General features: G+C 71.9%; 18 protein-coding genes. 14 read left to right on the top strand and 4 right to left on the bottom strand.

The window, feature by feature from the left end; genetic code table 11:
• Positions 1-85: 85 nt before the first annotated feature.
• From ACIOEW_RS03230 to ACIOEW_RS03210, 5 genes are all read left to right on the top strand, one after another.
• Entirely contained in the window at positions 86-736 is a 651-nt protein-coding gene (locus ACIOEW_RS03230; protein WP_401961527.1) for an SCO2322 family protein, read from the top strand.
• Positions 733-1932: an energy-coupling factor transporter transmembrane component T gene (locus tag ACIOEW_RS03225; protein WP_401960858.1), complete on the top strand. Its 1200-nt coding sequence runs from the start codon at positions 733-735 to the stop codon at positions 1930-1932. The genes ACIOEW_RS03230 and ACIOEW_RS03225 overlap by 4 nt, the downstream gene beginning before the upstream one ends.
• The gene (locus ACIOEW_RS03220; RefSeq protein WP_401960856.1) at positions 1929-3644 is read left to right on the top strand and encodes an ABC transporter ATP-binding protein; all 1716 of its coding nucleotides are present in this window, start codon (positions 1929-1931) and stop codon (positions 3642-3644) included. Before ACIOEW_RS03225 ends, ACIOEW_RS03220 begins: the two co-directional genes overlap by 4 nt.
• Positions 3641-4468: an ECF transporter S component gene (locus ACIOEW_RS03215; protein ID WP_401960853.1), complete on the top strand. Its 828-nt coding sequence runs from the start codon at positions 3641-3643 to the stop codon at positions 4466-4468. Before ACIOEW_RS03220 ends, ACIOEW_RS03215 begins: the two co-directional genes overlap by 4 nt.
• A 304-nt stretch (positions 4469-4772) precedes the next feature.
• Positions 4773-5198, top strand: a complete 426-nt coding sequence (locus tag ACIOEW_RS03210) for a transglycosylase SLT domain-containing protein (protein WP_401960851.1) — start codon at positions 4773-4775, stop codon at positions 5196-5198.
• Positions 5199-5331: 133 nt separating this feature from the next.
• Here the strand turns inward: ACIOEW_RS03210 and ACIOEW_RS03205 are convergent, their stop codons facing one another.
• A complete protein-coding gene (locus ACIOEW_RS03205; RefSeq protein WP_362541240.1) occupies positions 5332-6501 on the bottom strand; it encodes a steroid 3-ketoacyl-CoA thiolase in 1170 nt (389 codons plus the stop codon).
• Between the two features lie 316 nt (positions 6502-6817).
• Here ACIOEW_RS03205 and ACIOEW_RS03200 point away from each other — a divergent pair, with 316 nt between their 5' ends.
• Both ACIOEW_RS03200 and ACIOEW_RS03195 read left to right on the top strand, forming a co-directional pair.
• Positions 6818-8068 carry a cytochrome P450 gene (locus ACIOEW_RS03200; protein WP_362541237.1) on the top strand — a complete coding sequence of 417 codons (1251 nt, stop codon included), beginning with the start codon at positions 6818-6820 and terminating at the stop codon, positions 8066-8068.
• 121 nt (positions 8069-8189) lie between these two features.
• Positions 8190-9146, top strand: coding sequence for an AEC family transporter (locus tag ACIOEW_RS03195; RefSeq protein ID WP_401960848.1), 957 nt, complete (start codon positions 8190-8192; stop codon positions 9144-9146).
• A 116-nt stretch (positions 9147-9262) separates the two neighbouring features.
• On the opposite strand, the gene ACIOEW_RS03190 is transcribed toward ACIOEW_RS03195, so the two are convergent.
• Positions 9263-11221, bottom strand: a complete 1959-nt coding sequence (locus ACIOEW_RS03190; protein WP_401961526.1) for a bifunctional glycosyltransferase 87/phosphatase PAP2 family protein — start codon at positions 11219-11221, stop codon at positions 9263-9265.
• A gap of 377 nt (positions 11222-11598) precedes the next feature.
• On the opposite strand from ACIOEW_RS03190, the gene ACIOEW_RS03185 reads away from it, so the two are divergent.
• Both ACIOEW_RS03185 and ACIOEW_RS03180 read left to right on the top strand, forming a co-directional pair.
• Complete coding sequence (locus tag ACIOEW_RS03185) at positions 11599-12696, top strand: DUF2330 domain-containing protein (RefSeq protein WP_401961525.1); 1098 nt, start codon at positions 11599-11601, stop codon at positions 12694-12696.
• Positions 12697-12840: 144 nt separating this feature from the next.
• Complete coding sequence (locus ACIOEW_RS03180; RefSeq protein ID WP_401960846.1) at positions 12841-13317, top strand: GNAT family N-acetyltransferase; 477 nt, start codon at positions 12841-12843, stop codon at positions 13315-13317.
• A gap of 40 nt (positions 13318-13357) precedes the next feature.
• On the opposite strand, the gene ACIOEW_RS03175 is transcribed toward ACIOEW_RS03180, so the two are convergent.
• Positions 13358-15424: a DHA2 family efflux MFS transporter permease subunit gene (locus ACIOEW_RS03175; RefSeq protein WP_401960843.1), complete on the bottom strand. Its 2067-nt coding sequence runs from the start codon at positions 15422-15424 to the stop codon at positions 13358-13360.
• Positions 15425-15559: 135 nt separating this feature from the next.
• On the opposite strand from ACIOEW_RS03175, the gene ACIOEW_RS03170 reads away from it, so the two are divergent.
• Both ACIOEW_RS03170 and ACIOEW_RS03165 read left to right on the top strand, forming a co-directional pair.
• On the top strand, positions 15560-16729 hold the full coding sequence (locus ACIOEW_RS03170) for a peptidoglycan-binding protein (protein ID WP_401960840.1): 1170 nt from the start codon (positions 15560-15562) through the stop codon (positions 16727-16729).
• Positions 16730-16907: 178 nt separating this feature from the next.
• A complete protein-coding gene (locus ACIOEW_RS03165) occupies positions 16908-17570 on the top strand; it encodes an HAD-IA family hydrolase (protein WP_362541223.1) in 663 nt (220 codons plus the stop codon).
• Positions 17571-17762: 192 nt separating this feature from the next.
• Here the strand turns inward: ACIOEW_RS03165 and ACIOEW_RS03160 are convergent, their stop codons facing one another.
• Positions 17763-18524: an ABC transporter permease gene (locus ACIOEW_RS03160; RefSeq protein WP_401960837.1), complete on the bottom strand. Its 762-nt coding sequence runs from the start codon at positions 18522-18524 to the stop codon at positions 17763-17765.
• Between the two features lie 302 nt (positions 18525-18826).
• Here ACIOEW_RS03160 and ACIOEW_RS03155 point away from each other — a divergent pair, with 302 nt between their 5' ends.
• The 3 genes from ACIOEW_RS03155 to ACIOEW_RS03145 all read left to right on the top strand — a co-directional run bounded on the left by ACIOEW_RS03155 (position 18827) and on the right by ACIOEW_RS03145 (position 21909).
• Complete coding sequence (locus ACIOEW_RS03155; RefSeq protein ID WP_362541217.1) at positions 18827-19471, top strand: HNH endonuclease family protein; 645 nt, start codon at positions 18827-18829, stop codon at positions 19469-19471.
• Positions 19472-19618: 147 nt separating this feature from the next.
• The gene (locus tag ACIOEW_RS03150; protein ID WP_401960834.1) at positions 19619-21367 is read left to right on the top strand and encodes an alkaline phosphatase D family protein; all 1749 of its coding nucleotides are present in this window, start codon (positions 19619-19621) and stop codon (positions 21365-21367) included.
• An 83-nt stretch (positions 21368-21450) separates the two neighbouring features.
• Positions 21451-21909 carry a DoxX family protein gene (locus ACIOEW_RS03145; RefSeq protein WP_362541211.1) on the top strand — a complete coding sequence of 153 codons (459 nt, stop codon included), beginning with the start codon at positions 21451-21453 and terminating at the stop codon, positions 21907-21909.
• Positions 21910-21963 lie beyond the last annotated feature (54 nt).

Raw genomic sequence — 21963 nt, 5'->3', positions numbered from 1 at the left:
CCAGGGCGTGGCCGCCCGGTCCGAGGCCACCCGGCATCCCCTGAGGCGCGCCGGATCCGGACGGGCCGTCGCACTGCTGGTGGCCATGGGCGCCGTCCTGGCCGTGCTCGGCACGGGCACGGCCCAGGCTGCGGGCTACCGCTACTGGTCGTTCTGGGAGGGCTCCGGCAGCGGGTGGGCCTATGCCACCCAGGGGCCCTCGCTGGTCCGCCCGGACGACGGTTCGGTGCAGGGCTTCCGGTTCGCCGTGAGCGCGGACTCGCAGGACGCGGCCAAGCCGCGCCGCTCCCCCGATTTCGCGAAGATCTGCGCGGACACACCCGCCGCGGGCGGTACCAAGCGGGTCGCGCTCGTGATCGATCCCGGTACGGCCGCCGACGCTCCGGACGGGGAGACGCCGCCCGCGCCGCGTACCGCGTGCGCGCAGGTCCCCGAGGACGCGAGCAGCGCGGACGCCCTCGCCTCGGTGGCCAAACCGCTGCGCTACGGCAGTGACGCGCTGCTCTGCGCGATCTCCGGTTATCCGGCCTCCGGCTGCGGTGAGCAGGTGTCCGGGAACGGCGAAAGCAGCCGGAAGGCCACGGCCGACGCCTCCGCGCCCACGTCGGCGGGTGTCGCCACCGGCGGGGACGGTTCGGACGGCAGCGGGCCGTCCGCCGGAGTCCTCGTCGGGGTCGCCGCCGTCCTGCTCCTCGGCATCGCCGCAGTCGCGCAGGCCCGCCGCCGCCGCGGATGACCGGCTCGACGGGCGGTGCGCCCGCGGATACCGCGGACGCCCCGGTGGACCGGATCCGTGCCTGGCGCGCCCCCGCCGCCACCCGGAGCAACGCACTGCCCGCCGGGGCCTGGTGGCTGTGGGCGCTCGGGCTCGCCACCGCCGCTTCCCGGACGACGAATCCGCTGCTGCTCGGCCTGTTGGTCGGCGTGGCGGGGTACGTGGTGGCCGCGCGCCGCACGGATGCGCCGTGGGCCCGGTCCTACGGGGCTTTCATCAAGATCGGGCTGTTCGTCATCGGCGTGCGGCTGCTCTTCTCCGCCTTCCTCGGCTCCCCCATCCCCGGTACGCATGTCGTGTTCACGCTGCCCGAGGTGCCGCTGCCGGACTGGGCGAAGGGGGTGAGGATCGGGGGCCGGGTCACCGCCGAGCAGCTGCTGTTCGCGCTGTACGACGGGGCGAAGCTGGCCGCCCTGCTCATCTGTGTCGGGGCGGCGAACTCCCTCGCCAACCCGGCCCGGCTGCTGAAGTCGCTGCCCGGTGCGCTGTACGAGGCCGGGGTGGCGGTCGTCGTCGCGATGACGTTCGCGCCGAACATGGTCGCCGACGTGATGCGGCTGCGCACCGCCCGACGTCTGCGCGGCAGGCCGACCGGCGGGGTGCGGGCCGTGCTCCAGATCGGGCTGCCGGTGCTGGAGGGCGCGCTGGAGCGGTCGGTCGCGGTGGCCGCTTCGATGGACGCGCGGGGGTACGGGCGTACCGCCCAGGTGCCGGCCGCCGTCCGGCACACCACGAACGTCCTCACGCTCGGCGGGCTGCTGGGCGTCTGCGCCGGTACGTACGGGCTGCTCGCCGCGCAGGGTGCGGTGTACGGGCTGCCACTGCTGATCGCCGGGCTCGTCGCCGCGATGGCCGGGCTGCGGCTCGGCGGAGCGCGTTCGGTACGGACCCGCTACCGGCCCGACCGGTGGGGGGTGCGGGCCTGGCTGGTCGCGGGGTCCGGTGCGACGGTCGCGGTGGCGATGATCTGGGCGGGCAGTGCGGATCCGGCGGCGCTGCATCCCGGTGTCGTACCACTGACCGCGCCCGTGCTGCCGCTGTGGCCGGCCGCCGCGGTGCTGATCGGCCTGCTGCCGGCAATCGTCGCGCCCGTCCCGCCCTCCCCCACAGGCTCGCCCGTCCCACCCTCCCCCACTGGCTTCGAGGAGCAGGTGTGATCCGGTTCGACGATGTTTCGGTGCAGTACGAGGGGGCCGGGCACCCCACGCTGTCGGGGGTCGACCTGACCGTTCCCGAGGGTGAGCTGGTGCTCCTCGTCGGGCCGTCCGGGGTCGGTAAGTCGACTTTGCTGGGTGCGGTGTCCGGGCTCGTGCCGCACTTCACCGGCGGCCGGCTGACCGGCCGCGTCACCGTCGGCGGGCGTGACACCCGCACCCACAAGCCCCGTGAGCTCGCCGATCTGGTCGGCACCGTGGGCCAGGACCCGCTCTCCCACTTCGTGACGGACACGGTCGAGGACGAGCTGGCGTACGGCATGGAGTCGCTGGGCCTCGCCCCCGACGTGATGCGGCGGCGGGTCGAGGAGACCCTCGATCTGCTGGGGCTCGCCGGGCTGCGCGACCGGCCGATCGCCACCCTGTCCGGGGGCCAGCAGCAGCGGGTCGCGATCGGGTCCGTCCTCACCCCGCACCCTCGCGTCCTGGTGCTGGACGAGCCGACGTCCGCGCTGGACCCCGCGGCCGCCGAGGAGGTCCTCGCGGTGCTGCAGCGGCTCGTCCACGACCTGGGGACGACAGTCCTGATGGCGGAGCACCGGCTGGAGCGCGTGGTGCAGTACGCGGACCAGGTCGTCCTGCTTCCGTCGCCGGGCGCCGCCCCGGTGTCGGGCACGCCCGCCGATGTGATGGCCCTCTCGCCGGTGCATCCGCCGGTGGTGGCACTGGGGCGGCTGGCGGGCTGGGAGCCGCTGCCGCTGTCGGTCCGTGATGCCCGGCGGCGGGCTTCGGGGATGCGGGAGCGGCTGGCGGGCGTGACGCCCGGGCCTGTCGGCGGTGGCGAAACCCTGAAACCTCCCCCGCCTGCGTCCCCTCACCACCCCACGCCGCGCCGGTCCGCCCTGGCCAGGCTGCTCGGCCGTACGGCGCAGGAGCCCCCCGAGCCCGTCACCGACGCCACCACCCGCGTCGAGCGCCTCGCGGTGCGGCGCGGGCGCGTCGAGGCGCTGCGCCGGGTGACGCTCACCGTCGCCCCCGGCGAGACCGTCGCCCTGATGGGGCGCAACGGCGCGGGCAAGTCCACCCTGCTCTCCGCCCTCGTCGGCATGGTCGAGCCGACGTCCGGCACCGTGCTCGTCGGCGGCCGCACCCCGCACCGCACCCCGCCGCGCGAGATGGTGCGCCGCGTCGGTCTCGTACCGCAGGAGCCGCGCGATCTGCTGTACGCGGACACCGTCGCCGCCGAGTGCACGGCGGCCGACGCCGATGCGGGCGCCGCGCCGGGCAGCTGCCGGGCCCTGGTCTCCGAGCTGCTGCCCGGTGTCGCGGATGCCACGCATCCCCGTGATCTGTCCGAAGGGCAGCGCCTCGCCCTGGCGCTCGCGCTCGTACTCACCGCCCGGCCCCCGCTGCTGCTGCTGGACGAGCCGACCCGCGGTCTGGACTACGCGGCGAAGGCGCGCCTCGTCGGGGTGCTGCGCACGCTGGCGGCCGAGGGCCATGCGATCGTGCTGGCCACGCATGACGTGGAGCTGGCCGCCGAGCTGGCCCACCGGGTGGTGATCCTCGCCGACGGGGAGGTCGTCGCGGACGGGCCGACACCGGAGGTGGTGGTGTCCTCGCCCGCGTTCGCCCCGCAGGTCGCCAAGATCCTCGCCCCGCAGGAATGGCTCACCGTGTCGCAGGTCCGCCAGGCGCTGGGGGGTGCCGGATGACCGGCACGACAGGGCGGGGTGCGCGGCCGGTGCGGCTCGGGCCGCGGGCCGTCGCCGCGCTGATCCTGATCAGCGCGATCGGGGTGGCCGCCTTCGGCTGGCCGCTGCTGGCCGGGCCGGACTCCGGGCTCGCGCACTCCAAGGACGCGCCGTGGCTGTTCGCCGCACTGCTGCCGCTGCTGGTCGGGGTGGTGGTCGCGATGATCGCGGACGCCGGACTCGACGCCAAGGCGGTCGCGATGCTGGGGGTGCTGGCAGCCGTCGGGGCGGCGCTGCGGCCGCTGGGGGCGGGGACGGCCGGTCTGGAGCCGATGTTCTTTCTGATGGTGCTGAGCGGCAGGGTGCTCGGGCCGGGCTTCGGCTTCGTGCTCGGCTCGGTGACGATGTTCGCGTCCGCGCTGCTCACCGGCGGGGTGGGCCCGTGGATGCCGTTCCAGATGCTGTCGATGGGCTGGTTCGCGATGGGCGCCGGGCTGCTGCCGGGCCCTGACCGGCTGCGCGGGCCCGCCGAGCTGCTGATGCTCGCCGCGTACGGGGCGGTCGCCTCGTTCGCGTACGGAACGGTCATGAATCTGTACGGGTGGACGATCGTGCCGGGGCTCGGCTCGGGCATCTCCTTCCGGCCCGGGGACGCGCTGGGCGACAACCTGGTGCGCTTCCTGGCCTACTGCACGGCCACGTCGCTCGGCTGGGACCTGGGCCGCGCCGTGCTCACCGTCGTACTGACACTGACCGTCGGAACCGCGCTGCTGAAGGCGCTGCGCCGGGCCACTCGCCGTGCCGCCTTCGAGGCCCAGGTCACATTCGGGGTCCCGGAGGAGTGAGGGCACCCACAGGACCTTGGTCCTGTACGAAGCGGATTAGGAGTCGGGAGGGACGGTCACGGGACCCCGTTGCACACCCTCCGACCTGCTATGAAGCGTTTTGGGGTGGTTCGGGACCTTCGGCCCTGGGTGCGAGGCGGGGTCGTACCGGGGGTCGTTGCGGTGGTTGAACGGCGCGGCTAACACTTGAGACGTCGCCGAGCACCGCAGCGTCCACCGGAACGGACAGCGGTCAACGCGCAACGGTCCACGCAGGATTCGGGCCGGAGCACGCGACTCCCCCGTACCCGACGTTAGGTTCCCTGTGTCGTTCGCCCGTAACATCCTCGCCCGTCGCAAGTCCGCCGTCGCCGGTGCAGCAGTGCTGCTGGGTGCCTCCGGTGTGGCCCTGGGCGTCTCCCCGGCCATGGCGGCCACCTCCGCCGCGCCGACGTCCGCTGCCGCGAGTGCTCAGGACACGGCGAAGCAGATGATCGGTGACGACGCGCAGTTCCAGTGCTTCAGCAACATCGTCAGCCACGAGAGCGGCTGGAACCCGAGCGCGACCAACGCCTCCTCCGGCGCCTACGGCCTGGTCCAGGCGCTGCCCGGTTCGAAGATGGCGTCCGCCGGCTCCGACTGGCAGACCAACCCCACCACCCAGATCAAGTGGGGCATGGACTACATGGACTCCCGCTACGGCAGCCCGTGTGGCGCCTGGTCGTTCTGGCAGGCCAACAACTGGTACTGAGTCCACCCGGACCGCAGCCAGTAGCGGCGAAGAGCCCCCGCACACCGCATCGCGCGGCGTGCAGGGGCTCTTCGTCATGCCCGCGAACGACCTCCGCACCACCGAGGGCGCGGGCCCGGCCACGCATCCCGGCCTACAGCCGCTGGATGATCGTCCCGGTCGCCAGCGCGCCGCCCGCACACATGGTGATCAGCGCGAACTCCTTGTCCCTGCGCTCCAGTTCGTGCAGGGCCGTGGTGATCAGCCGGGCGCCGGTGGCGCCGACCGGGTGGCCGAGCGCGATCGCGCCGCCGTTGACGTTCACCTTCGACAGGTCCTGGTCGAAGACCTGCGCCCAGCTCAGCACCACGGACGCGAACGCCTCGTTGATCTCCACGATGTCGATGTCCTTGAGTGACATCCCGGCCTTGCCGAGCACCGCACGGGTCGCGTCGACGGGGCCGTCGAGGTGGAAGTGCGGATCGGAACCGACCAGCGCCTGGGCGACGATCCGGGCCCGCGGCTTGAGCTTGAGGGCCCGCGCCATCCGCTTGGACGCCCACATGATCGCGCAGGCGCCGTCGGATATCTGCGAGGAGTTGCCCGCGGTGTGGATGGCGGTGGGCATCACGGGCTTGAGCCGCGCGAGCCCCTCCATCGTGGTGTCGCGCAGCCCCTCGTCACGGTCGACGAGCCGCCACATGCCCTGCCCCGCGGCCTGCTCCGCCTCGGTGGTGGGCACCTGGACCGCGTACGTCTCGCGTTTGAAGCGCTCCTCGGCCCAGGCGACGGCCGCCCGCTCCTGCGAGATGAGGCCGAGCGAGTCGACGTTCTCCCGGGTGAGGCCGCGCTTACGGGCGATGCGTTCGGCGGCCTCGAACTGGTTGGGCAGGTCGACGTTCCACTCGTCGGGCCACGGCTTGCCCGGCCCGTGCTTGGAGCCGCTGCCCAGCGGCACGCGCGACATCGCCTCGACCCCGCAGCTGATGCCGACGTCGATCACCCCGGCCGCGACCATGTTGGCGACCATGTGGGAGGCCTGCTGCGAGGATCCGCACTGACAGTCCACGGTCGTCGCGGCGGTCTCGTAGGGAAGCCCCACAGTGAGCCAGGCATTGCGCGCGGGGTTCATGGACTGTTCACCGGCGTGGGTGACGGTGCCGCCGACGATTTGTTCGACGCAGTCGGCGTGGATGCCGGTCCGGCCGAGAAGTTCACGGTAGGTCTCACCCAGCAGGTAGGCCGGGTGCAGATTGGCGAGCGCGCCTCCGCGCTTGCCGATGGGGGTGCGTACGGCTTCGACGATGACGGGTTCCGCGGCCATGAGCTCGTCCTCTCCTCGCACTTCCGCAGAGGCGTCCCGGCGCCCACGGAAGGAACTAGTACGCGTTCTAGTTCTGCAAGCAGTCTTATGAGGCTTACCCCCGGTACGCAAGGGTCGTGCACGCACCTTGCCGGGCTTCACGGCAGATACTCGCCACGAACCGACCCGGTTCACCGATGCTTCACGCAACAGATCCGGCCATGCCCCTTGTCAGTTGTAGAACTCGTTACTACCTTTCGGGCAACTTCTGATGGGTCGTCAGACGATGTTCCGGCGGCTCTCGGACCGACCTGGAGTTCTTGACCTGGAGCTGCCGATGCCCTGCCCCCATCTGCCCGAAGGGTTCGACTTCACCGATCCCGACCTGCTCCACGCCCGTGTCCCGCACCCCGAGTTCACCCTCATGCGGGAGACGGCACCGGTCTGGTGGTGCACCCAGCCCACCGGCATTTCCGGCTTCGACGACTCGGGCTACTGGGTCGTCACCCGGCACGCGGACGTCAAGTACGTCTCGACCCATCCCGAACTGTTCTCGTCGAACACCAACACCGCGGTGATCCGCTTCAACGAGTCGATCAGCCGGGACCAGATCGACGTCCAGAAGCTGATCATGCTGAACATGGACCCGCCCGAACACACCCGGGTCCGCCAGATCGTCCAGCGCGGCTTCACCCCCCGCGCCATCCGGTCGCTGGAGGAGACGCTGCGCAACCGGGCGCGCTCCATCGTCGAGACGGCCCTCGCCGGGGCCGACGAGGAAGGGTCCTTCGACTTCGTCACCAACATCGCCGTGGAGCTGCCGCTCCAGGCCATCGCCGAGCTCATCGGCGTACCGCAGGAGGACCGGGCCCGGATCTTCGACTGGTCGAACAAGATGGCCGCGTACGACGATCCGGAGTACGCGATCACCGAGGAGATCGGCGCCGAGGCGGCCATGGAGATCGTCTCCTACTCCATGAACCTCGCGGCAGCGCGCAAGGAGTGCCCGGCCAAGGACATCGTCTCGCAGCTGGTCGCCGCGGAGGGCGAGGGCAACCTCTCCTCCGACGAGTTCGGCTTCTTCGTGATCCTGCTCGCCGTGGCCGGCAACGAGACCACGCGCAACGCCATCAGCCACGGCATGCACGCCTTCCTGACCCATCCCGAGCAGTGGGAGCTCTACAAGCGCGAGCGGCCGGAGACGACCGCCGAGGAGATCGTCCGCTGGGCGACGCCCGTGGTCTCCTTCCAGCGGACCGCCACCCAGGACCTCGAACTGGGCGGACAGCAGATCAAGAAGGGCGACCGGGTCGGCCTGTTCTACTCCTCGGCCAACAACGACCCCGAGGTGTTCGAGAACCCGGAGCAGTTCGACATCTCCCGCGACCCGAACCCGCACCTCGGCTTCGGCGGCGGCGGTCCGCACTTCTGCCTGGGCAAGTCCCTGGCCGTGATGGAGATCAACCTGATCTTCAACGCGATCGCGGACGTGCTTCCGGACCTGCGGCTGGTCAGCGACCCCCGGCGGCTGCGGTCGGCCTGGCTCAACGGCATCAAGCAGCTGCAGGTGAGCACCACGGACGCCTGAGCACGGACGTCACCCACGCCCCCTGGACGGGCCGGATCAACTACGGCCCGTCCAGGGCGTGAAGGCCCCCGTCCTGTCTCTCCGCACCCCCGTCCGCATGGCGGACAGGTGCACGGGGATCATGGCGACCATGCATGCCCTGCTCTCCGGCTTCGCCCCCATCTGGATCCTGACCGCCATCGGTTACGCGGCCGGACGCGGCGGACTTCTCGGAGAGCAGGCGGAGTCCGTCCTCGGCCGGTTCGTCTTCCATGTGGCCATGCCCGCCGCGCTGTTCACCATGGTGTCCGGGTCCCGGCCCGCCTCCTTCGCCCATGTGTCGATGGTGGCGTTCGCGGCGGGCACGGCGCTGGTGTCCGGGCTCGGATACGTGGTGGGCCGGCGGTTCTTCGGCCGCAAGAGGGCTGACGGCGCGATCAGCAGCATGGCGTCCGGCTATGTCAACTCCGCCAACCTGGGCATCCCGGTGGCGGTTCAGGTGCTCGGCGACGCCTCGTTCGTCGCGCAGGTCATCCTGTTCCAGGTGCTGTTGGTATCACCCGTGATCCTGACCCTGCTGGACTCGGGCACACAGGCGGCCGGGCGCCCCGGCGGCGGGCTGCGGCGCATGCTCACCATGCCGGTCCGCAATCCCGTCATCATGGCCTCGCTGCTCGGCGTGGCCGTCTCCGTGTCCGGACTGCGGCTGCCGGCCGCGGTCACCCACTCCTGCGACGTGCTCGGCGCCGCCGCGGTCCCGACGGCGTTGATCACGCTGGGTCTGTCCCTGCACGGCGGCCCGGCCGACGGGACCGGCCGGGTCGCGGGCCGTGCGGAGGTCGGTGTCGCGGTCGCGCTCAAGACCCTGGTCCAGCCACTGGTCGCCTTCGCCGTCGCCGGTCCGCTCCTCCACCTGCCCGATCATCAGGTGCTGGCCGTGGTGCTCTGCTCCGCTCTGCCGACGGCGCAGAACGCCTTCATCTACGCCCGGCAGTACGGCCTGGACACCGGCCTCGCCCGCAATTCCGTGGTGGCCTCCACGGTCGTGTCGATGCTCACGCTGTCCTTCGCCACCTGGGCACTGGGGCCGTCCCGCTGATCCGTTGGAGTGGCGGGGTCCGCCGGACGGGCGGATGCTGGGGACGCGACGATCCACATACCGAGGGGGTGCCGGACGCTTCTGCCGTCCGGCACCCCTTCGGCCATCGCCCGCCGTCAGGCGCTCTCGGTGACCCGCCCGACCGGTTTCGACAGCGTCGTGGCCTCCGTGGCGCTCTGCGGCTTCTCTCCCGGCCTCCGCAGCCTGCGCGGGCCCGAAAGCACGTACGTGAGACCGAAGCCGAGGGCCACCACCGTCGCCCCGCCCACCGCGTCGAGCACCCAGTGGTTGCCCGTCGCGACGATCGTCGAGAGCGTGAACAGCGGGTGCAGCACCCCCAGCGCCTTCATCCAGACCTTCGGGGCGAGCATCACGATCACCACACCGCACCACAGGGACCAGCCGAAGTGCAGCGAGGGCATCGCCGCGTACTGGTTGGTCACCCCGGTCAGCGTGCCGTAGTCGGGCTTCGCGAAGTCCTGGACACCGTGGACCGTGTCGATGAAGCCGAGCCCGGGCATCAGCCGCGGCGGGGCCAGCGGGTAGAGCCAGAATCCGACCAGGGCGAGCAGCGTGGCGAAGCCGATGGAACTGCGGACCCAGCGGTAGTCCGCGGGGCGGCGTACGTACAGCACGCCCAGGATGGTCAGCGGCACGATGAAGTGGAACGTCGAGTAGTAGTAGTCGAAGAAGTCCCGAAGCCAGCCGACCTTGACGACCGAGTGGTTGACCCAGTGCTCGATGTCGATGTGCAGCCACTGTTCGATCGAGTGGATCTGCCGGCCGTGGTGCTCCGCGGTGGCACGGCCTGCCGTCGCGGCCAGCCTGACCTGTTGGTACGCGGAGTAGACGACCCTGATCAGCAGGAGTTCCAGCAGCAGGTTCGGCCGGCTGAGCACCCGCCGCCAGAACGGCAGCAGCGGCACCCTGCTCCAGCGGGCGGCGACCGGGGACGCGTGGTCGGTGGGGATCGGCTGCTGCCAGTGCGGCGAGGTGCGCGGCACGAACGGGGCGACGCACGCGGCCGCGAGCGCGGCGATCAGCAGCACGTTGTCGCGGACCGGGAACATCGCCTCGATGTTCGGCAGCAGCATCTTGCCCGGCAGTGTGACGACGAGGATCACGACGGCCGGCCACACCGGCCGGTCGGAGGCCCGCTTGCCGACCCGGCCGACGACGGCGAGCAGCACCCACAGCAGTTGGTGCTGCCAGGCGGTGGGCGCCACGGCGACGGAGACGCAGCCGGTGACGGCCACGGCGAGCAGCAGCTGGCCGTCGCGCGCGTACCGTGCGGCGCGGCGCAGTCCGAGGAAGCAGACGGCCGCGGCCAGCACGACAAAGAGGGTGATCTCCAGCGGGCCCTCCAGGCCCAGGCGGAGCAGCGCACCGTGCAGCGACTGGTTGGCGAGGCTGTCCGCCTGGTCGCCGAGCCCCGCGCCCGCGACATGGTGCACCCAGTACGTCCACGAGTCGTGCGGCATCGCGGCCCAGGCCAGCGCCGTGCAGACGGCGAAGGCCGCGCCGCCGGTCAGCGCGGCCCGGCGTCTGCCGGTCAGCCAGAGCAGGACGGCGAAGAGCAGCACCGTCGGCTGGAGCGCGGCCGCGACCCCGATCAGTACGCCCGAGGTCCGTTCACCACGGACCACGAAGCAGCCGACGAGGACCAGGAGGACCGGCAGGATGCTGGTCTGGCCCAGGTGGAGGGCGTTGCGCACCGGCAGCGAGAGCATCAGCAGGCTGATGGCGACGGGGGCGGCGAGCAGGGCCGTACGGCGGCTGACGGGGGCGGGCAGGGCGCGGGCCGCGATGACTCCGAGCGCGGCGACGAGCAGCAGCGAACCGAAGGTCCAGGCGACGCCGAGGCTCTGTTCGGCCGTGCGGGTCAGTGGCTTGAGCACCAGGCCGGCGAAGGGAGTGCCGGTGAACCGGTCGGTGTCGTAGAGCGAACCCGTCACATGAAGCACACCGTTCTCACCGATCCACGTCTCCAGATCGGTGAGGCGTTCGCCGGGCGGCTGCCGCAGCACCACCGCCATCTGCCGCACGGCCAATGCGGCCACAACCAGCCAGAGCACGGCACGGGCAGCCCCGGTCCTCGCTCCCGTCGCCGCGTCTGTGCGCACACTGTGCTCCGCGTTCGCCACGTTGCGCCGACCCTCCCAACGTTTGGTGCCGGTTCTCTGTCCGGCATGCTGTGAAACCTTCGCATTGCCCTATGAGGTAGACACAATCACCCCCTCTTCACCTGACTGTCATCTCGCTTTTGTCCGAAAGAATGCCCGGCGGGGTGGTGCGGACAGGCCGGAACGGCCGGAACCGGTGAGGCCGCCCGCACGTCTGAGCCCCTGATCGGTGACCACGGGGAGGAACACGGAACATGCGGTGTGCGGGGAGAAATCGACAGGTGCGGCATCGGCCGCGCGGGTGGGCGCGCCGTGCGCTGTCCCTGGTCATGCTGGTGTTCTCGCTGCAGCTGGGGTCGCTGGTCGCACCGGCGTACGCGTGCGGCTGCGGGGCGATGGTCGTGCACCGTGACAGTCAGGTGTCGGTCGACCGGGAGACGTCCGTGGTCGGCTGGGACGGCAGCACCGAGCAGATCGTGATGCGGCTCACCGTGCGCGGGAACGCCCCCGAGGCAGCCTGGATCATGCCCGTGCCGCACCGGGCCACGGTCGAGCTCGGTGACGCCTCGCTCTTCTCCGAGCTCCAAACCCTCACCGCCCCGGTGAGCGCCACACGCCACTACTTCTGGCCACGTGCGAAGGACTGGCCGTTCGGTGGTTCCGACAGCAGGTCCGGGGACCGCGCCGCCGCTCCCGCGGCCGCGGCACCCGTCGAGGTGGTGGGCCGGGAACGGCTCGGGCCGTTCGACGTGGCCCGGCTGGCCGCGACCGACCCCACCGCGCTGGAGGGCTGGCTGAAGGAGAACGGCTTCGATCTGCCGGACCGGCTCGCGACGGCGCTGCGCCCCTACGTCGAGCAGAAGTGGGAGTACGTGGCCGTGCGCCTCGCTCCCCAGGAGTCCGGCAGCCCGCTGAGCGGCGAGCTCGACCCGCTGCGGCTGCGGTTCGCCAGCGACCGTCCGGTCTACCCGATGCGCCTGTCCCGGCTCGCCGCGACGCCGCAGTCCCTGGGTCTGTACGTGCTCGCCGCGCACCGCATGGAGCCGCGCGGCGCCATCGGCGGGCAGCGCCCCGAGGTGACGTACGCGGGCCGGGTCGGCACCGGGCAGGAGCAGGGTGCGCATCCGGCGCTCGACGCGCTGACGGGCGGGAAGCCGGTGTTCGTCACGGCGATCGACCAGTCTTTCCCGCGGCCGGAGCTGATCGACGGGGACCACGAACTGCGGGCGGCCGCCGCGGACACCCCGTACCGGACCACGTACTACCGGGACGAGCTGCTGACCGTGGGCGGCATCCCGGCCTGGGTGTTGTCGCTGCTCGGTGGAGCGGTGGTGGTGGTCGCGGCCCTGGTGCTGGTGCTGCGGGCACGGGGGCGACGTCCGGTGACACCGCCGCCGCCGGTCACCGTGCCGCCGCCACTGAGGTGAGAGGGGGCCCTGCGCCGGGCCCGGCGACCTGGACATGCGTACGCCGGGTGAGTTGCGGGACGGCGCTCCTCGAGACGTCCGCGGGGTGCGCCGTCGGCACCAAATCGTTTCCCCATACAGCCATACGGACCCCAGAATGACCCGATGACCTGGACCATGAACCCCGAACGCTTCGACTCCCCGGATGCCGCCCTGCTGCGCCGGGACTACTACGACGAGGTGGCCAGCCGCTACTGGAAGCGGCCCGCGACCGCGGCGGAGATCGACGAGGGGCTCACCGACGACGGCGCCGAACGGCTCGTCCCGCCGACCGGCGAGTTCGTCGTCGGCCGCTTCGGGGGCAGTGCGGCGGCCTGCGCCGGGCTGGTCGTGATGGACGCGGGGATCGCGGAGCTGACCCGGGTCTACGTACGCCCCGAGGCGCGCGGCACGGGCGGCGGCGGGCTGCTGCTCACGACCGTCGAGAGCCTGGCGCGGGCCATGGGCGTGCGGCAGATCCGGCTCGACACCCGTAACGACCTCGTCGAGGCGCGCGGACTGTACGCCAAGCACGGCTACCGCGAGGTCCCGGCCTTCCACCGGCGCCAGTACGCGGAGCACTGGTTCGCCAAGGAGCTGTAAGGACCTGCGACCTGCGGGCAAGCACCCGCGGGGACAGCCCTCAGGTGGGCCGCTGGTGCGGGTGCCCGGCCGCGTGGTCCCGCTTGGGCCCCGGGCTGTGCGGGCGCTCCTTGCTCGATCCGGTGGTCTCCGCCGTCAGTTCCGACACCAGGGCGACCAGGTCGGTCGGGCGGCCCGGACCCCACCAGTCGCCCAGCAGCTCGGCCAGGGAGTCCTCACGGGCCTGCGCGAGCTTCACCACGGCCTCGGCGCCCGGTTCGGTGAGCACCATCTGCACCCCCACCCGGCGGGCCAGACCGCGCTCCTCCAGCTGGCGGGCGGCGTCGCTGATCACCCGCAGCGGTACGGGGGCGACATCGGCGAGCCGGGCGGGCTCGACGGTGCCGTGCCGTTTGATGCGCAGCAGCATCCAGCTGGCGGCCGGCAACAGGTCGTAGCCGGCCCGCTCGGTGATCTTCTCGTAGACCTCGCGGCGGCCCTCCCTGGTGGCGAGGACCGAGAGGGCACGTGCGCACTCGTCGTACGAGGACCGCTCCACCGGGTTCGACGCCAGCGTCTCGGTGGAGTCGGGGGCGGTCACCGAGCCGCGCAGCTTGTCCTCCTTGAGCAGCCAGGCGAAGAGGAAGGCGATGAGGACCACGGGGGCGGCGTAGAGGAACACATCGGTGATCGACGTCGAGTACGCGTTGAGCACGGGCTGCTGGATCGCGGGCGGCAGCTGGCCGATGGCGCGCGGGTCGGCGGCCAGCTCTTTGGCGCTGACTCCGGGCGGCAGCGGCCGGCCGGCGAGGGCGGAGCCGAGCTTGTCGGTGAGCCGGTTGGTGAAGATGGTGCCGAAGATCGCGACGCCGAACGAGGCTCCGATGGAGCGGAAGAAGGTCGCGCCCGAGGTGGCGACGCCGAGGTCCTGGTACGAGACGGCGTTCTGCACGACCAGGACGAGAACCTGCATCACCAGGCCGAGCCCCGCACCGAAGACGAAGAAGTAGATGCTCATCTCCCAGGTGGGGCTCGTCTCCGTGAGCCGGTGCAGGAGCAGCAGGCCGATCGCGGTGAGACCGGTGCCGACGACCGGGAAGACCTTCCAGCGGCCCGTACGGCTGACGATCTGGCCGGACAGGGTCGAGGTGATGAGCAGACCGAACACCATGGGGAGCATGTGGACGCCGGACATCGTCGGCGTGATGCCGTGCACCACCTGGAGGAACGTCGGCAGATAGGTCATCGCGCCGAACATCGCGAAGCCGACGACGAAGCTGATCACCGCGACGAGGCTGAAGGTCCTGATCCGGAACAGTTTCAGCGGCAGGACGGGCTCGGCGGCGCGCCGCTCCACGTACACGAAGGCGATCAGCAGCAGCACGCTGAGGACGGCCAGGCCGATGATCTGCCCCGATCCCCAGGCCCAGGTGGTGCCGCCGAGCGAGGCGACGAGGACCAGGCAGGTGGCGACCGAGGCGATGAGGAAGGTGCCGAGGTAGTCGATGGTGTGCTTCGTCCGGCGGACCGGAATGTGCAGCACGGCGGCGATCACGGCCAGGGCGACGACCCCGATGGGGAGGTTGATGTAGAAGACCCAGCGCCAGCTGAGGTGCTCGGTGAAGAGGCCGCCGAGGAGGGGACCGAGGACGCTCGTCGCACCGAACACCGCTCCGAACAGGCCCTGGTACTTGCCGCGTTCACGCGGGGAGACGATGTCGCCCACGATCGCCATCGACAGCACCATCAGACCGCCGCCGCCCAGCCCCTGGAGGGCGCGGAAGCCGATCAGCTGCGGCATGTTCTGGGCGATGCCGCAGAGCGCCGAGCCGATCAGGAAGATGACGATGGCGGTCTGGAAGAGCCTTTTGCGCCCGTACTGGTCGCCGAGCTTGCCCCAGAGCGGAGTCGCGGCGGTCGACGCCAGCAGATAGGCCGTGACCACCCAGGACAGGTGCTCCATACCGCCGAGATCGCTGACGATGGTCGGCAGTGCGGTGGAGACGATGGTCTGGTCGAGTGCCGCGAGGAGCATGCCGAGAAGCAGTGCGCCGATCGCCACCAGGACCGACCTCGTGGACCGGTCGGCACCGGGGGCCGGGGCCGGCGGGCTCAGCTGCTGGGCCATAGAACATCTCCTCGGATCCGGTACACCCCCATCCTGTCCGTTCCGCACCGTTATGGCCTGCCGAAGAACGTCATGATTGGGCTTCCTGGCGGCGGGCTGCATAATCGCAGGCAGTTCAAGGGGAGGGGACCCACAATGACGGGACATATATGCCCGGAGTGCGGTACGGACAACAGACCGGGCACCGGCCCGCGCTGCGCCTGCGCGTCACACGCGGCCCATGGTGAAGCCGGACCGCAGCAGAACGGGCAGTACGGCGTGACCGGACCGGGGCAGGCCGGTCATGACGCCGCCTTCGCACAGCAGGCCACCGGGCAGCTCGACGGCCGGGAGCTGGCCGCCGAACAGCAGCGCATCACGGAACAGCACCACGCCGAGCGTTCGGCGGAGATGGCGGCGGCGGAGGACTTCGATCCGCTGCGCATCCGGCCGTACGTGACGCTGGGCGGCGAGGACGCGGCGCCGGCCGCCTCCGGTGCCTCCCAGGCCTCCTCGACTCCGCAGGAGCACGTGCCGGGCGGGCAGCCGGGGGACGCCGCCACGACGATGCCGCTGTTCCTGGATCCGGCGGCGCCGGGTGCGGTGCCGGACGCGACGGACCCGGGCGGCGCGGCGGGATTCGCCGGCACCGCACTCCTCACGACCGGCCCGGACCCCGTACAGCCACGGCGTCGCCGACCCTTCGCGGCACTGGTCGCGGGGGCGGCCGTCGTCACGGTGGTCGGCACGGCGGCCTTCGTGGGCGGGCTGTTCAACGGGGACAGGAACCAGGAGGCCGACCTGGATCAGGCACTGCCCTCCACCGTGGCCAGCCTCCCCGAGGAGAGCGTCGAGCCGTCGGCCTCCGCGTCGGCGTCCGCCTCCTCGTCGGCTTCACGGTCGGCGTCCGGCTCGCCGTCCGCGTCGGCCTCCGCCTCCGCATCGTCGTCCGCATCGTCGTCCGCGTCCGCCTCCTCGTCCCGTTCCACGTCGGCGTCCCCGTCACGGTCGGCCGCCGCCTCGTCCCCGGCTGCCACGGCGGGGACCAGTAACCCCGCGGCTGTGGCGCCGCCCGCCCAGTCGCAGAGCGGCCCGACGCTGCGGCGCGGCGACGACGGCCCGGAGGTGACCGAGCTGCAGCGCCGGCTCCAGGAGGCGTGGGTGCTCGCGCAGGGCCCCATCGACGACGACTACTCGGAGCGGGTCGAGCAGGCCGTCCGCGAGTACCAGACATGGAGAAACATCCAGGGCGACCCCGAGGGTGTCTACGGGCCGAACACCCGGAGCGTGCTGGAGGCGGCCACGACGGGCCGGGGGCACCACTGATCAGCACGGAAGGCCACTCCGGGGCCGGGATTCGCTTTCCCGGTCCCGTTTTTGTATCGTGGAGAAACAAAGTGGCCTCCGCGCGCACACCCTGACCGGCGAGCGGGGGCCACTTGTTTCTCTCTCCCGCGCCGCATGTCCCCCGCGGCGTTCGCTTCCCCCGCTCTGGAGCCCGCCCATGCCGGCCACCGTCCTCACCGCCCACGCACTCCTCCTCGACATGGACGGCACGCTGGTGAACTCCGACGCCGTCGTGGAGCGCTGCTGGCGGCGCTGGGCGCTGCGGCAGGGCCTGGACCCGGTGGCGGCCCTCAAGGTGGTCCACGGCCGGCAGGGGTACGCCACGATGGCGGTGCTCCTCCCGGACCGCCCGATGGAGGAGAACTACGCGGACAACCGGGTGATGCTCGCCGAGGAGACCGCCGACACCGACGGCGTCGTCCCGGTCGGCGGCGCCCCTGCATTCATGGACGCGATCGCCCCGCTCCCGCACGCCCTGGTGACCTCGGCCGACCTGGCACTGGCCCGGGCCCGGATGACCGCGGCCGGGCTGCGGATGCCGGAGCTCCGCGTCACCGCCGAGAGCGTCGGCGCCAGCAAGCCGGACCCCGAGGGCTTCCTCAAGGGCGCGGCCGGACTCGGCTTCGCACCGGCGGACTGCATCGTCTTCGAGGACTCCGAAGCGGGCATCGCGGCCGGCCGCGCGGCGGGCATGCGCGTCGTGGGCGTGGGCCCGCGCGCGGCGGCGCTCTCCCCCGACGCCCACGTCGACGACCTGACGCAGATCCGGGTGGAAGCGGCGGCGGACGGCTCGGTCGTACTGCACATCAGCGCGCGATAGCCGACACCTACGGGACAGCCGACACCCCCGGCGGAACCCTGCTCACGCAGCACCTCCCGCCCGCCACGGCCGGCCTGCGCGCGTAACCACCCCTCCCCGCGCGGGGCTCGGCGCACAACAGCCGGCCTGCGCGCGTAACCGCCCCTGCCCGTACGGGGCTCGGCCCGCCACCGCCGGCCACCCCGCCCGGCTTCAGCGCCCCGCATCCGGCTCCTCCGCCGACTCGCGGTGCAGCCGCCCTCGCGCCACCAGTTCCAGCACGGTCGCGACGGCCGCCGCCTGAACGGCCATCAGGGCCACCAGCACGAACAGCTGTACGGCGCCCGCCTGTACCGGTGAGGCGCCGCCCAGCAGCATGCCCACGAAGGCCCCGGGCAGCGTGACAAGTCCCACCGTGCGCGTCTGGTCGAGCCCCGGCAGCAGCGCGTCCGACGCCGCGGGCCGGGCGATCTCCAGCCGTGCGTCACGGTCCAGGAACCCGAGAGCCATCGCCGCCTCCACCTCCCCCCGCCGCGTGGCCAGTTCGTCGAGCGCCCGTCGGCCGCCGAGCACCGTCGCGGTCAGCGCGCCCCCGATGAGAATGCCCGTCACCGGGATCAGCGCGATGCCCCGGACCGGGACAAGGCCGGTGAGCAGCAGCACGACGACGACCGGCACGACCCCCGCCCCGATGGGCACGGCCGCCCAGCGCCACGTGCGGTTTCCCGTGATCCGGCGCCCCGCGGTCCACACGGCCACGGCGTACATCAGCGCGATGAACGCGAACATCGGCGCCAGGGCGTGGACCACCCAGCCGATCAGCGAGGAGACCACGGCGAGCTGGACCGCGGCCCGCAGCCCGGCCACGACGATCTCGCGCGACCGGCCGAGGGACGCGAACCGGGCGACGGCGGCGGCCGCCACGAGCAGCAGCGCCAGGACGACGCCGAGCGTGAGGTTGACCGGAAGCAGCACGCGGCCACCCTAAGACCACCCCCGTCCGGGCCCCCGCCGCGAACCGCGACCGCCCGCGCCGAGTCGGAGCCCGCCCCACCCCGGCCCGGCCCACGGACCTGCCGCCCCTCGGTTCCGTACGCCCGCGCACGCACTCCGGTACGCCCCCGCACCCCGAACCTCTTTGTCAGACCCCTTGATGTGACGTGCCCATGTCGCCACTCTGTTACCTGGCGCCCACCCCACGGAAACCTGGCGCCGCCACGATGGCCGGGCCGTTCCGAACGGGCCGCCCAATATCCCCCCACATCAAGGGAGTTCGCATGTCAGGTGTCTACGCGCGTCGCATAGCCGTCCTCGCCGCAACCGCCGCCCTCGCCGCAACCACCGGACTGCTCACCGCCCCCAGCGCGCAGGCGGCCATGCCCACCCCGGTCTCCGCGTCCACCGCCCGCACGTATCTGAGTGAGCTGACCGTGGCGGCGGAGGGCTCGTCCACCGGATACAGCAGGGACAAGTTCCCGCACTGGATCACCCAGTCGGGTGCCTGCAACACCCGCGAGGTCGTCCTCAAGAGGGACGGCACGAACGTCTCGCAGGACTCCAGCTGCGCCGCGGTCAGCGGCAGTTGGTACTCGCAGTACGACGGCGCCACCTGGACCGCAGCATCCGATCTGGATATCGACCACATGGTCCCGCTCGCCGAGGCGTGGCGTTCCGGCGCTTCCAGCTGGACCACCGCCCAACGACAGGCGCTCGCCAACGACCTGACGCGTCCGCAGCTCATCGCGGTCACGGACAACGTCAACCAGTCCAAGAGCGACCAGGACCCCGCGACCTGGCTCCCCTCGCGCACCGCGTACCAGTGCACGTACGTACGCGCCTGGGTGCACGTGAAGCACTACTACGACCTGAGTGTCGACTCGGCCGAGAAGAGCGCCCTGCAGTCCGTGCTCAACGGCTGCTGATCGCCCGGCGAGGACCGGGGACCGGCTGACCGCCGGGCACCCTCCCGGAACCACCTCGCACTCCCCCGTCGTTCCGTACGGTACGAACCCGCCGTACGCATCCGTCGTACGGAACCGTCCCGTACGGAACGACGCGAGGAGCACCACATGGCCGGGCTGCGCCTGGGACCACTGCTGCGGTACGTCGACTGGGAGACCGCCTCCACCGCGACCGTCTGGGTCGAGGCGGACCGGCCGTGCACGGCCCAAGTCCGGTGCGCGGACGGGGCGTCGGGCTCGTCCCGAACCTTCGCGGTCGCCGGGCACCACTACGCCCTGGTGGTCGTGACCGGACTGACGCCCGGCTCCACCACCCCGTACGAGGTACTGCTCGACGACCGCACGGTGTGGCCGCCCGAGCAGTACCGGTTCCCGCCGAGCACGATCACCACCCCGCCCATATCCGCAGCGGCGGACGACGGCGAGAGGGCCGAACCCGCCACGGTCCGGGTCGCGTTCGGTTCCTGCCGCTGGGCGGCGCCGCCCGCCGACGGCCACCTGCCGGGCCGGACCGACCCCGTCGGCCCGGACGCCCTGGACACCCTCGCCGCACGCCTCGCGTCCGACCCCGACGCCGTACGCCCCGACGTCCTGCTGCTCCTGGGCGACCAGGTGTACGCGGACGAGACCTCCGAGGCGACCCGCCGCAGGCTGGCGGCACGGCGCGATCTGGGCGAGCCGCCGGGAGCGGAGGTGGCGGACTACGGCGAATACACCTGCCTGTACGACGAGTCGTGGCGCGACCCCGAGGTGCGGTGGCTGCTCTCGACGGTCCCCAGCTGCATGATCTTCGACGATCACGACGTCATCGACGACTGGAACACCAGCGCCGCCTGGCTGGCCTCCGTCCGGGCCACGCCCTGGTGGCACGAGCGGATCGTCAGCGGGCTGATGTCGTACTGGGTCTACCAGCATCTGGGCAATCTCTCCCCCGCCGAGATCGCCGCGGACCCGCTGCACACGGCGGTGCACGCCACCGCGGACGCCACGGAAGCGATGCGTCGCTTCGCCGCCGAGGCCGCCGCCGACCCCACCCGGACCCGCTGGAGCTACCGGCGCATTTTCGGCCGAGTACGGCTGCTCATGGTCGACAGCCGCGCGGCCCGGGTGCTCGACGAACAGCAGCGGGCGATGCTCCACCCGCAGGAGGCTCAGTGGCTGCGGCAGGAGGCCCTGTCCGCGCCCGGCTCCTGCGATCACCTTCTGATCGGCACCTCGCTGCCGTGGCTGCTGCCGCCCCTGGTCCATGACGCGGAGCAGTGGAGCGCCGCACTGTGCCGGGGCGAGCGGGGCGGGCCGGACGGCCGCTGGGCGCGCGTCGGCGAGTTCCTGCGACGGCGCTCCGACCTGGAGCATTGGGCGGCGTTCCCCGAGTCGTTCGGACGGCTGACGGAGCTGATCCGGGAGGTGGCCGAGGGGCCGGAGGCCCCGGCGACGGTATGCGTGCTGTCGGGCGATGTGCACCATGCGTACATCGCGGAGCCCGACCCGTCCGCTCCGGCCCCCGGCGGCGCACCGACGGCCCGCGTTCTGCAGCTGACCTGCTCTCCCGTGCACAACTCCATCCCCGCACCGCTCAGGGGCGGCTTCCGTTTCGCCTGGAGCCGGGCGGGACGGCTGCTCGGCCGGCTGCTGGCACGGCACGGGCGCACCGGGACGCCGCCGGTGCGGTGGCACAGGACGGACGGACCGTGGTTCGGCAATCAGTTGATGACGCTGACCTTGAGTGGCCGGAAAGCCGCGTTGTCATTGGTTCAGGCCAAGTCACGGAAGACGGGGACCGTGCTGGAGCTGGCCTTCGACCGCTCGCTGACCGATGACGCACCGTCGGGTTTCAGCCAGTCGACAAAACGTTGAACTTGCAAGTATTGGTGAGGTCTACCTAATCTAAGGCGCTCAGTCGGTTCACGTCCCCACCAGACCGAAGGAGCTCTCCCCCCATGTACACACGCCTGAACCAAGCCCAGCCCTATGCCCTCGCGCTCTTCCGCATCGTCGTAGGCCTGCTCTTCGCCTGCCACGGCGCCGCCTCGCTCTTCGGCATCCTCGGCGGCGCCATGGGCGGCGGCTCCATACCTGCCGGCACCTGGCCCGGCTGGTACGCGGCGGTCATCCAGCTCGTCGGCGGCGGCCTCGTGGTGCTGGGCCTCGGCACCCGTATCGCCGCCCTCGTCGCGTCCGGCTCCATGGCGTACGCGTACTTCAAGGTCCACCAGCCCGATGCGCTCTTCCCGCTGGAGAACGGCGGCGAGCCCTCGGCCGTCTACTGCTGGGCCTTCCTGCTGCTCGTCTTCACCGGCCCCGGCGCCCTGGCCCTGGACCGGCTGTTCACGTCCCGCACCACCGCGAAGCGCGACCAGGACCGCGCAGTCGAGCCGAGCACCCCGGTAGCCGCCTGACGCGATCCGCACCCCCACCGCACGGGTTCGCGCCGACCGGGCCCGCTGCTGGAC

Source organism: Streptomyces sp. NPDC087901 (assembly GCF_044742205.1).
Lineage (GTDB): Bacteria > Actinomycetota > Actinomycetes > Streptomycetales > Streptomycetaceae > Streptomyces.
The sequence above is the reverse complement of the archived record's forward strand: the minus strand, read 5'-3'. Positions and strand labels throughout refer to the sequence as shown.

Excerpts from the sequence above, each read along its gene's own strand:
- ACIOEW_RS03215 (WP_401960853.1), top strand. The coding sequence starts at position 3,641 with ATGACCGGCACGACAGGGCGGGGTGCGCGGCCGGTGCGGCTCGGGCCG.
- ACIOEW_RS03200 (WP_362541237.1), top strand. The coding sequence starts at position 6,818 with ATGCCCTGCCCCCATCTGCCCGAAGGGTTCGACTTCACCGATCCCGAC.
- ACIOEW_RS03170 (WP_401960840.1), top strand. The coding sequence starts at position 15,560 with ATGACGGGACATATATGCCCGGAGTGCGGTACGGACAACAGACCGGGC.
- ACIOEW_RS03225 (WP_401960858.1), top strand. The coding sequence starts at position 733 with ATGACCGGCTCGACGGGCGGTGCGCCCGCGGATACCGCGGACGCCCCG.
- ACIOEW_RS03155 (WP_362541217.1), top strand. The coding sequence starts at position 18,827 with ATGTCAGGTGTCTACGCGCGTCGCATAGCCGTCCTCGCCGCAACCGCC.
- ACIOEW_RS03165 (WP_362541223.1), top strand. The coding sequence starts at position 16,908 with ATGCCGGCCACCGTCCTCACCGCCCACGCACTCCTCCTCGACATGGAC.
- ACIOEW_RS03195 (WP_401960848.1), top strand. The coding sequence starts at position 8,190 with ATGGCGACCATGCATGCCCTGCTCTCCGGCTTCGCCCCCATCTGGATC.
- ACIOEW_RS03205 (WP_362541240.1), bottom strand. The coding sequence starts at position 6,501 with ATGGCCGCGGAACCCGTCATCGTCGAAGCCGTACGCACCCCCATCGGC.
- ACIOEW_RS03185 (WP_401961525.1), top strand. The coding sequence starts at position 11,599 with ATGCTGGTGTTCTCGCTGCAGCTGGGGTCGCTGGTCGCACCGGCGTAC.
- ACIOEW_RS03150 (WP_401960834.1), top strand. The coding sequence starts at position 19,619 with ATGGCCGGGCTGCGCCTGGGACCACTGCTGCGGTACGTCGACTGGGAG.
- ACIOEW_RS03175 (WP_401960843.1), bottom strand. The coding sequence starts at position 15,424 with ATGGCCCAGCAGCTGAGCCCGCCGGCCCCGGCCCCCGGTGCCGACCGG.
- ACIOEW_RS03145 (WP_362541211.1), top strand. The coding sequence starts at position 21,451 with ATGTACACACGCCTGAACCAAGCCCAGCCCTATGCCCTCGCGCTCTTC.
- ACIOEW_RS03180 (WP_401960846.1), top strand. The coding sequence starts at position 12,841 with ATGACCTGGACCATGAACCCCGAACGCTTCGACTCCCCGGATGCCGCC.
- ACIOEW_RS03230 (WP_401961527.1), top strand. The coding sequence starts at position 86 with ATGGGCGCCGTCCTGGCCGTGCTCGGCACGGGCACGGCCCAGGCTGCG.